This window comes from Lentzea sp. NPDC054927 (assembly GCF_053610285.1).
In genome coordinates, this window is sequence record NZ_JBSGXZ010000012.1 from 18,125 (window position 1) to 28,115 (window position 9,991).

A 9,991-nucleotide genomic window follows, 5' to 3' on the forward strand; every position below is an offset into this window, starting at 1 on the left:
GACCTTCCTCACCGTTCGTCAGCCAGGACTTCCGGGAGGAAGTGGCTGGGAAACCCTTGGAACACCACGGGACGCTGGAACCGTTCGACGGCCCGCACACCGACGGAGGTGTGGAACGGCGACGTGGTCGCGGGCCAGGGACCGCCGTGGTGCATGGCCGGAGTCGTCGCGATGTCGTTGGGCCACTGGTTCCACACGACGCGGCCCGCGCGTCCGGTCAGTTCGCTGATCAGTTCGGGCAGGACGTCGTCGTCCTCACCGTGCACGGTCGCGGTGAGCTGTCCGGGCAACGCTGCGGCCAGCTCCAGCAGTTCGTGGCTGTCGCGGTAAGTGGCGACCACGGACACCGGCCCGAAGCACTCGGACAACGCCTCGTCGTGGCCGTCGAGAATCTCGGCCGCGGTGGTGCGCAACAACGTCGGTGCGTGCCCACCCGCCCCCGAACCACCTTCCACCAACACATCCAGGAACTCGGCGAGCGATTCCACGCCGGTCTCGTAGCGCTTGGCCACGAGCTTGTTGAACAACGGCTCCGCCCGCAACGCGCGCACCTCGGCGGCGACGTCGTCCGCGAAAGCCTCTGGTACGACCAGAAGTCCGGGTTTGGTGCACAGCTGCCCGCTCTGCTGAGCCAACGCCTCGGCGAACCCGCGCGCGATCTCACGGCCGCGCTTTTCCGCTGCCCGCGTGGTCACGAACACCGGGTTCACGCTGCCGAAGCCGCCGTAGAACGGGATCGGCTCCGGCCGGGTCGCGGCGAGGTGGTGCAGTTCGCGGCCCACCCGAGCGGATCCGATGAACGCGACGGCCCTGATCCGCGGGTCCAGCACGAGCTGACGGGCGCGGCGCTGACCGTGGACGAGCCCGAACACGCCTTTGGGCAACACCTCTTCGACGATCTCGGCGGTGCGGTCCGCGAGATCGGGATAGCTGTGGCTCGCCTTGACCACGACCGGGCACCCCGCGGCCAGCGCGGACGCCGTGTCGCTGCCGGCCACCGAGAACGCGAACGGGTAGCTCGTCGACCCGAAGACGGCGACCGGTCCGAGCGGGATCAGCATGCGCCGCAGTTCCGGCCGGGGGCCTGGCGGCCACTCCGGGTCCGCGCGGTCGACCACGACCCCGTTGACCGCGCCGGAGCGCAGGTACTCGGCGAACGAGCGCAGCTGGAACGTGGTGCGACCCACCTCCGCGCGCAACCTCCCGCCGGGCAGCCGGCATTCCCACTCGGCCAGCGCGACCAGCTCACCGGTCTCGCGGTCGAGCGCGTCGGCGACGGCGTCCAGTGCCGCCGCCCGCTCGTCCGGCCGGGTCGTGCCCCACTCACGGGCGGCTTGTGCCGCCCTGTCGAGGATCTCCTCCACGACGGCCTACTTGATGTAGTCGGCGGAGACCCGGGGCGGCCAGCTGGCGACGCTGAGCACGCCGAGGCTGTAGGCGCGGGAGACGAGCGCGGCGCGGTTGGGGGCCTTGAGCTTCTTGAGCATCGTGCCGACGTGGTACTCGACGCCCTGGCGCGACAGGAAGAGCCGCGAGGCCAGGCGGACCGTCGACTCGCCGGTGGCGATGCCCTCGAGGATGCGGGCGTCGAGCTCGGTGAGGATGCGGTTGCGGTCGACGACGACGGCGTTGGGCAGCTCGCCCTTCTCGGGGTTCACGACGACGACGAACTGCACGAGGTCGCCGTGCGCGTCGTGGACGGCGATGCCGGTGATGTCGCCGGTGAAGACCGCGTGGCGCGGGCCGATGCCGGCGAGGTGCTCGACGAAGCGCTGACGGCGGCCTTCGACGAGGCGGTCGAACTGCTTGCGCATCGGGCCGTGCACGCCGGGGTGCAGCAGCTCGTAGAAGCTGCGGCCGAGCAGCGACTCGCGGGAGTGGCCGAACTGGGTCACGAAGTCGTCGTTGGCCTCGACGACGCGCAGCTGGAGGTCGAGGCGCGCGAGGCAGAGGCCGGACCGTTCGAGCAACGAGCGGAACACGTCGGCGTCCGGGACGACGGTGGTGTGGTCAGATACCAGAGAACCAGCGGCAACAGTGTGCATCGGAGAGTATCCCTCTCGATCTCGTCGAACTTCGTGTTCCGCGACTGCGTGTGACATTTCGAGGCAGAAGAGAACTTGAGGCGGTCGCCAGGCGATCTAGGTCAATTTCTGCGATTCTCACCTTGACACGTTGAATCGTAGGAAGATCTGGCGAACCCGGTCAACGAGGTGTGAGGGGTGGCCCCTAATGTTGTGGTAGGGGTGGGCCGGGGGTTCGGGGAGGCGTCCGCGTATTTCGGTAGGACGTTTCGGGTACGTCTCACCTGATCGCGCGCAACGGCCCTGAGCTGCGGGTTCAACGCCGACGCCGATCGAGACGGCATCGCGCGGTAACTGAGGTGCGACTCAACTGTGCGGGAATTAAGCACAAGAAATTCGTAGATGTGTCGCCGGTGTTACGCGGACGGCGGGTAGGCCCTCGCGAGAGCGCCGGCGAGTTCCGTGCGGCGGCGGATGCCGAGCTTGCGGAACGAGTTCGTGAGGTGCTTCTCGATCGCCCGCGAGGTCACGGCGAGTTCTTCCGCGATTTCGGCGTTGGTGAGTCCCTGGACGACGAATCCGGCCACCTTGAACTCGGTCCGGGTCAGTGCCACGACAATGCCGGGCGAATTACCGTCGAGTTCCTTCGCGATTCTCTCGGCAAGTCTTTCCGCACCGGACCGGACCGCGAGGCGGTACGCCTCGTCCAGGTGCCGGGAAGCCTGAGGGTCGCCGTCCGCGCGTTCGCGGGCCCCTAGCTGAAGGAGCGCCTTCGCCCGTTCGAACGGGTTGGCGTGCAACACCTGAACGGCCTCGTGCAGCATCTCAAGCCCTTTGCGGCCGGGCGTGTAGCGGCCGAGCACGTACAGCGCCCGCCCGATGCCGGCTGGCGCACCCCACTCGACGGCCCGGTCCCACGCCTGCGCCGCGGCATCCCGTGCGGCGGTCAGGTCACCGAGCCGCGCGTGCAGCCTGGCCGTCGTGACGCACCACGGCAGCAGCACCGGGTTGCGCCAGCCGACGCTGTCGAACACGCGGCCGCAGTCCAGGAACCGGTCCAGCGCCCTGGCGTTCTCCCCCGCCAGCGCCTCCCCGGTCGCGTGCAGCATGCGGTACACCGCGTCGCAGCCGGGCGACTCGTCCCGGTCAGGGCGCGAAGTCAGGATCTTGGCGATCAGGCCGGGATCCCGCAGTTCCATCGCGACGGCGGTGAGCCCGATCGCGGCGGTCGTCGTGTCGCCGCGCCAGTCCAGCACCGCGAGGTCGACGGCGTGCTCGGCGGCCCGGTGCGCCTCCCCCGGTTTGCCCAGGTGCATCAGCACGAACGACTGCTGGGCGCGGATCAGCGCCTGTTCCACGGTGTTCGTCGCCTGGCTCAGGGCCTGGTCGAGCCACGGCACGGCTTCGTGCGCGGCGCCCGCGGCGGCGAGCACCTTGATGAGCAGCGGGATCGCGGTGTGGACGTGCCTCGGGTGTGGTTCTTCCTGTTTCAGCACCCTGCTCGCGATGTCCGCGACCTCGTGCGCGGGCATGCGGGCGGTGATCATGGCCGCGTCGAGCAGGATGATCTGCAGTTCGCGTTCGCCGGGCGTGACGCCGTCGATCTGCTTGAGGCGTTGGGCCGCGTCGGCGAGCAACGCGGGGTCTGAGTGCCACACGTACCGTTGGCGCGCCTCAAGCCGGTACGCGAGCTCTTTGTTGTGGTGCAGATCGGCGGCGACCTGGTCGATGAGGTCCCGCACGGGCCGTGGCGCCGATCCGAGTGCGGTCGGGGCGATGCGCACAAGTGCCGCGGCTCGTTCCTCCACCTCACGGAACAACGGCACGGCATAGGTGATGTGCCGGACGGACGCCGCCGGGTCGAAGAACCGTTCGGCGGTGGCGAGGTCGACGAGCAGCCGTGCGCGTTGTTCGGAGTTCCCCTGGACGTCTCGCAACGCCCTGCGGAGATAGCGCGCGGCGACCTCTGGTGCGCCTCGGCGCAGCGCGATGCCGGCGGCGGCCCGGAGCGTGTCGATCGCCCACCGGCCCTGGGCCGCGGTGACCGTGAGCAGCCGCGCGGCGACCTGCTCGGCCGGCCTTCCGTTGTCGTGCAACAGTTTCACGGCCCTGGACTGCCACTCCTCGCGCTCTCCGACCGGCATCGACTCCTCGATCGCGTCGCGAACCACGGGCCTGCTGGTCACCAGTCCGGCCTGGTCGAGAGTCCGCCGCGCCTCGCTGACCTGCTCGCGGGTGAGCCCGGCGAGTTGTCCGACGAGGTCGTCGTCACCCAGCACGGCGGCGGCTTTGGCGAGGTTCTGGGCGTGCAGCGGCTGGGTGGCGAGGCCGCGCACGAGCCGTTCCTCGAGGCGCGCGGGCCGCAGTTCGCGGACGTGCGGGACCTGGTCGGCGGTCGGGCTGGTGACGTGGCTCAGCACCGCGCACAGGAACAGCGGGTTGCCGCCGGTCACGGTGTGGCAGGCGGCGACGAACTCCTCGTCGGGGCGCTGGCCGGTGCGGCGTTCGACGAGCTCGGCGATCGCGGCGGGCGACAACGGTTCCGGCCGGATCTCGGTGCGCGGCAACGGGCAGTGCTCGCCGTCCCTGGTCGCCGCGACCAGCAGGATCGGGTGGTGCTCCAGCGTCCTGGCGAGCGCGACCAGCCAGCGCAGCGACGGGGCGTCGGCCCACTGCAGGTCGTCGATCAGCAGCACCGTCGGCTGATCGGCGCTCATCGCGTGGGTGAGCGCGGTGAGCCCACTGACCGCGGCTTCCTGCACCGAGAACCACCGATCGCAGTCGCCGGCCCGGAACAGCACGGGTTCGAGCAGCTGGCGGGCGACACCGAACGCGAAGTCCTGCTCCAGCGACGAACAGTTCGCGGTGAGGACCCGAACGCCGGTGGCGTCCGCGCGGATCGCTTCCAGCAGCGCGGACTTGCCGCAGCCGAGCGGTCCGGTGATGAGGAACCGGTCGCCGTGACCCTCCCGGACGCGCCGCACCGCGCGGGTGAGCCGCGCCAGTTCGTCCTCGCGTTCGAGCAGGACCATCACGACGCCAGGACGTCGGGGAGCTCCGCGCGGCTGGAGATCCCGAGCTTGCGATAGGCGCGCGTGAGGTGCACCTCGACGGTCCGCAGCGTCACGAACAGATGGTCGGCGATCGCCCGGTTCGTGACCCCGGCCGCGGCCAGCTCGACCACCTTGCGCTCACTGACGGTCAGCAGCGCCAGTCCATCCACAGTGGACGACACCGGCATCCGGCCGCCCGCTCCGACCAGCAGCGTCCTGGCCGAGTCCGCCAGTGACCTGCTGCCGGCCCGCAGCGCCAGCCCGACGGCTTCCCTCAGGTGGGCGCGTGCCTCGCGCGCCTCACCCGCACCCGTCCACCGCTGGCCCAGCAGCAGTTCCGTGCGGGCCTGCTGGACGAGCGACGGCACCGCGGCGAACCCGTCCGAGGCGGCCTTCGCCATGTCCAGCGCGGCCGGCCCTGAGGTGGTGTAGGCCCTGGCCAGCAACGAGAACGCGGCCGATTCGCGGGACGGCCACGCCTGCGCCAGCCGGTCCACCTCGCGCACGGCGGCGCTCGCGTCCCGGCCGGCCAGGGTCAGCACCTGCACGATGTCGGTCCACGACGGCAGCGTGCTGGGGTCGCTGAGACCGACGGCCTTCAGCACCGACGCGCACGCCGTCATCCGGTCGGCGGCCACGGCGATCTCGTTCCGCAGGAACGCCAGCCAGCCGGACGTGCGGAGGTATTCGCGGTGGGTCGGCGTGAGGTGCCGGATGTCGTCCTCGTTCACCTCGTCGAGAAGCTGTGCCGCGAAAGGGATGTTGCCGGTCTGCAACGACAACCAGGCCAGCAGGACGATCGCGCGCGGCAGGTCCCACCCGCCCGCGCGCACCGCCTGGACCGCCGTCGACGCGTCCTGGGTCGCACGCGGCAGATCGCCCAGGGACATGTGGACGAGCGAACGCTGCAACAGCGACCGGCAATGCGCGAGCGAATCCCCGTTGCTGGAGAACGCGTTCACGGCCCGGTCCAGCACGGCGAGTGCTTCCGCGGTGTGCCCGGCGACCCTGAGGACGCTCGCGGCGGACAGCATCGACCAGTCGGTCAGCGCCTCCGAATCCGCGAGCGCCGCCCGTGCGTGTCCAACGGCCACATCGATCGATCCACCGCCGCGCATGGTGGCTTCCGCGACGACGCCGAGCAGACACCGTTGCGCTGTCGTCTCTCCTGCCTTCGGCGGCACCGCGTTCGCCACGGCCGCCGACACCGCGTGCGCGTCGTCGAGGTCGATCGACAGCTGCACGGCGTCGAGCAGCGTGGTCAGGTCCTCGGACAGCGCGGGATCCCTGGCCAGCCGCAGGAACGTGCGCGTCCGTCCGGTCAGCGCGTGCTTGACGGCCAGCGCCGCCCGCAGGTCCGGGTCGGCGGTGCGGTGGAACGCGGCGGCCAGGTGTTCGCAGGCCCCGCCGGGATCGTGCCGGGACAGCCCGGTCGCGAGATTGACCCGCAGTTCGATGTCGTCCGGGTGGAGTTCGACGAGCCTGCGCAGGTAGCGCGCGGCGTCCTGGGGCCGGCCGCCTGCCGCCGCCTCGTGCAGGACCTGGGACATCCACGGCGTGTCGACGGCGGGCAGGTGCACGAGCTGGTCGGCGACCGCCCGCGCGTCGTGCCCGAACTCGTCCAGCACGACGGCCGCGCGGTGCCGCAGATCGGCGACCTCGGCCGGGTCCAGCACGTCGAGCACACCCGCGCGGTACCACTCGCGGACGTGGTCGGGCAGGCCGTCGCCGAGCAGATGTGCTTTGCGCAGCACCGAGATCCCGTTCTCGGCGATGCGCTCGGACACTCCGGCGAGCGGTCCGACGAGTTCTTCCTGGTCCACCACCACGAGCGCGGTAGCGATCGCCCGCAGGTGTTCGGGCTGGTCACGCAACCGTCGTGCGGCAACGAGTTCCACGGACTCCTGCCGCAACGCCTGGGCCGCCTGGATGTCCGCGAGCACGGTCGTGAGGTGGCGCGGGATGCCACCGGACAGCTTCAGGCAGAGGCTCGTGAACACGGCGTCCGGCGGGAAGTGCAGGGTCGTGGAGATCATGTCGGCGACCTGAGGCGTGGTCAGCGGCTGCAGGTCGACGACGTGCGCGCGGGCGAGTTCGGCGTCGAGCGGCGCGTGCTGGGACAGCACCAGGCTGACGGGTTCGTCGCCGAGTCTGCGCAGCACGAAGTCGGCCCATCGCACGGTCGCGTCGTCGCACAGGTCGAGGTCGTCGAGCACCAGGCAGACCGGCGAACGTTCCGCCACCGTCACGACATCGCGCCACATGCCCCGGTATGCGCGGTAGAGGTCGGCGGCGGACGGGTCGGAGAGTTCCGGAACGATCACGCCTGTCTGGACCAGCAGCCGGCTGGCCACGGCGAGCGGCCGGCGTTCACCTCGCCCGGCCGCGGACAGCACGGTCGTCCCGGCACGCGTCTCGGTACGGGCGGCCAGGCGCAGGACAGCGGACTTGCCGGAACCGCGGGCACCGCGCACGAGCACGGCCCGCGCGCCCGCTCCCCGCCGAGCGGCGGTCGTGTGGTGCGCCACCGTGGTGAGCGCGCTCTCACGTCCGAACAGCTCGGTGACGGGGCCCGCGTCGTCGTCCACCGCCTACCGCCTCAGGCTCGAAGAGATGACCTGCGCTGAGGATAAATGCCCCAGGTGACCGGACCGCAAACTCCGCGAGGCAAGTGCCGAAGTCCGGCAGGTGATTCCGCATTGTGCGGGCGGTGAATCCGGCGCGGGTTCCAGCCCGTGAACTAATACGCGACGACGCGGCCCGGCACAACCCGGTAGAGACTGGGTTTCTCCGGCAGGAACGCGAGCCCGAACCGGGTGAGGAACTCGCCGAACTCCGCGTCCACGAAGTCGTCGTCGGGCAGCCCGTCCCACGTCTCGGCGGCAGCCCTGGCGACCTCGACCGCGGTGCCGTCGTAGACGACGAGGTCGGGCAGGTCGCCGGCGAAGTACCCGCGTGCCAGGGAGATCGGCGACACGCTGTCGTCGAGGAACCCCACCACGTCCCACCTGCCCTCGGTCGCCTCGCTCAGCGCGAGGCGGGCGGCGACCTCGGACGAGGTGGCGTAGGTGACGCGGTAGCCGCGCCGCACCAGTTCCTCGATCACGGCGAGCGCCGGAAGTGCCTGTCCCTGCTCAGGGTTGGCGAAGATCGCGACGTGCCGCCGTCCCGTGCCGGCCTCCTCGGCCATCGGAAATCCCTCATTTCCCTTTGTTCACGCCGCGGAATCCGCTTCCCGTTTTCCTCCCGAGGTGTCCTGCAGCGACGAGACGGCGCAGTTCCTCGGCGGGTGCGGGTTCACCGGTGGGGGAAGCCGCGCTGAGCGTCTCGAGAATGGCGAGCGAGACGTCCAGGCCAATGGTGTCCAGGAGGGTGAAGGGACCCATCGGGTGGTGGAACGCCGTCACGATCGCGGTGTCGATCTCGTCGACGGTGACGTCGGTGCGGGCGAGCATGCGAATGGCGTCGTTGAGATAGGGGAACAACACGTGGTTGACGATGAACCCGACCCGGTCCGTGCAGTCGACCGCGGTCTTGCGCAGCCACTTCACCAGCGCGTGCGCGGTGGCGTGCACGTCGTCGGCGGTGTGCTCGGTGCGGACGATCTCGACGAGCCTCATGACCGGGGCGGGGTTGAAGAAATGCAGCCCGATCACGTCGGCGGGGCGGCTCGTGGCGTTCGCGCAGGCGGTGACGGAAAGGCTGGAGGTGGTGGTGGCGATGATGGCGCCGGGTTTGAGGGCGGCGTCGACGGCTTGCAGGACAGCTGTTTTGACGGCCATGTCCTCGGCGACGGCCTCGATGACGATGTCGGCGTTCGCGAGGGCTTCGCAGCTCGTGCCGACGGTCAGCCGGGCGAGGACGTCCTGGCGGTCCTGCTCGGACATCCTCCCTTTCTGGACGAGTCTGGTGAGAGACGAACAGATTCGGTCCAGGGCGGCCTCGGCCTTTTCCTGGGTGCGCGCGACGAGCGTGGTGGGAATGCCTGCCACAACGAGGATTTCGGCGATGCCGCGGCCCATCAGCCCCGCGCCGACGACGCCGGCCGAGCGGATCTCGCGCGGGTCGCCCTTGGTGACGCGGTTGCGGGGTGGCGGCAGGATCTCGCCGCGGTCGTCGTAGCGGTGGAAGCCCTCACCCGTCTTGCGGCCCAGCCGGCCTTCCTCGACCATGCGGTCGAGCAGCGGTGACGGGATGTAGGAGTCGGATCCGGTGATCTCGTGCAGCTTGCGGAGGGCCGAGCGGACCGTGTCGAGCCCGATCAGGTCGAGCAGGTGCAGCGGCCCGAACTTGAGGCCACAGCCCAGTTTCAGGGCGGTGTCGAGGTCCTCGACGGTCGCGTAGCCGGCGTCGGCGAGGTTCATCGTGCGGTTCATGCACGCGTAGAGCAGCGCGGTCGCGGCCTCGGCGGGCCGGCCGCCGAGGCTCACGATCTCGGTGCCGGCCAGCCGGACCGCCTTACGTGCCAGGTGAATTGCCTCGGGTGAGGCCATCGACGTGCCGATCAGGCTGGCGTGGTGCCCGTACGGCGGTGGGATGGAGTAACGCAGTCCGACGACGCGATCCGGTGCGCCGGACGCGATGGCCAGTTTCGCCACGGACAGCGTCGGTGTGGTGGTGAGGAAGACCGTGCCCGGCGCGCACTCCTCCACGAGTCTTTGCAGCACGGTCTCCTTGACGGCGAGGTCCTCCGGCAGCGCCTCGATGACGAGGTCGGCCCGCTTGAGGTCGAACAGCTCCGTCGCGAGGCTCAGCTGGGGTCCGCTGAGCCTGCGGTGGACGCGGGCCAGCACCTCGAGGTCGTCGTCCACGCCGATCACCTCGGCCCCGTTCGCGAGCAGGACCTTCGCGAGGCCCTCCCCGAGGCCGCCCAGCCCCACCACACCGATCACCAGTGGCATGTCCGTCTCCTTC

Annotated in this window: 6 protein-coding genes; all 6 read right to left on the reverse strand. The window is 70.4% G+C overall.

The window, feature by feature from the left end; genetic code table 11:
- Positions 1-8: 8 nt before the first annotated feature.
- Positions 9-1,364 (reverse strand): aldehyde dehydrogenase family protein, encoded by a 1,356-nt coding sequence (locus ACWGE0_RS19445; RefSeq protein ID WP_452262282.1) that lies wholly within the window; start codon positions 1,362-1,364, stop codon positions 9-11.
- 6 nt (positions 1,365-1,370) lie between these two features.
- Positions 1,371-2,045, reverse strand: a complete 675-nt coding sequence (locus ACWGE0_RS19450) for a PAS domain-containing protein (RefSeq protein WP_452262283.1) — start codon at positions 2,043-2,045, stop codon at positions 1,371-1,373.
- Between the two features lie 395 nt (positions 2,046-2,440).
- Complete coding sequence (locus ACWGE0_RS19455; RefSeq protein ID WP_452262329.1) at positions 2,441-5,056, reverse strand: ATP-binding protein; 2,616 nt, start codon at positions 5,054-5,056, stop codon at positions 2,441-2,443.
- Positions 5,056-7,665, reverse strand: a complete 2,610-nt coding sequence (locus ACWGE0_RS19460; RefSeq protein WP_452262284.1) for a LuxR C-terminal-related transcriptional regulator — start codon at positions 7,663-7,665, stop codon at positions 5,056-5,058. The genes ACWGE0_RS19455 and ACWGE0_RS19460 overlap by 1 nt, the downstream gene beginning before the upstream one ends.
- A gap of 152 nt (positions 7,666-7,817) precedes the next feature.
- Positions 7,818-8,267 carry a hypothetical protein gene (locus ACWGE0_RS19465; protein ID WP_452262285.1) on the reverse strand — a complete coding sequence of 150 codons (450 nt, stop codon included), beginning with the start codon at positions 8,265-8,267 and terminating at the stop codon, positions 7,818-7,820.
- Between the two features lie 10 nt (positions 8,268-8,277).
- Complete coding sequence (locus tag ACWGE0_RS19470) at positions 8,278-9,978, reverse strand: 3-hydroxyacyl-CoA dehydrogenase family protein (protein WP_452262286.1); 1,701 nt, start codon at positions 9,976-9,978, stop codon at positions 8,278-8,280.
- Between the last annotated feature and the right edge of the window lie 13 nt (positions 9,979-9,991).

Excerpts from the sequence above, each read along its gene's own strand:
- ACWGE0_RS19450 (WP_452262283.1), bottom strand. The coding sequence starts at position 2,045 with ATGCACACTGTTGCCGCTGGTTCTCTGGTATCTGACCACACCACCGTC.
- ACWGE0_RS19455 (WP_452262329.1), bottom strand. The coding sequence starts at position 5,056 with ATGGTCCTGCTCGAACGCGAGGACGAACTGGCGCGGCTCACCCGCGCG.
- ACWGE0_RS19465 (WP_452262285.1), bottom strand. The coding sequence starts at position 8,267 with ATGGCCGAGGAGGCCGGCACGGGACGGCGGCACGTCGCGATCTTCGCC.
- ACWGE0_RS19470 (WP_452262286.1), bottom strand. The coding sequence starts at position 9,978 with ATGCCACTGGTGATCGGTGTGGTGGGGCTGGGCGGCCTCGGGGAGGGC.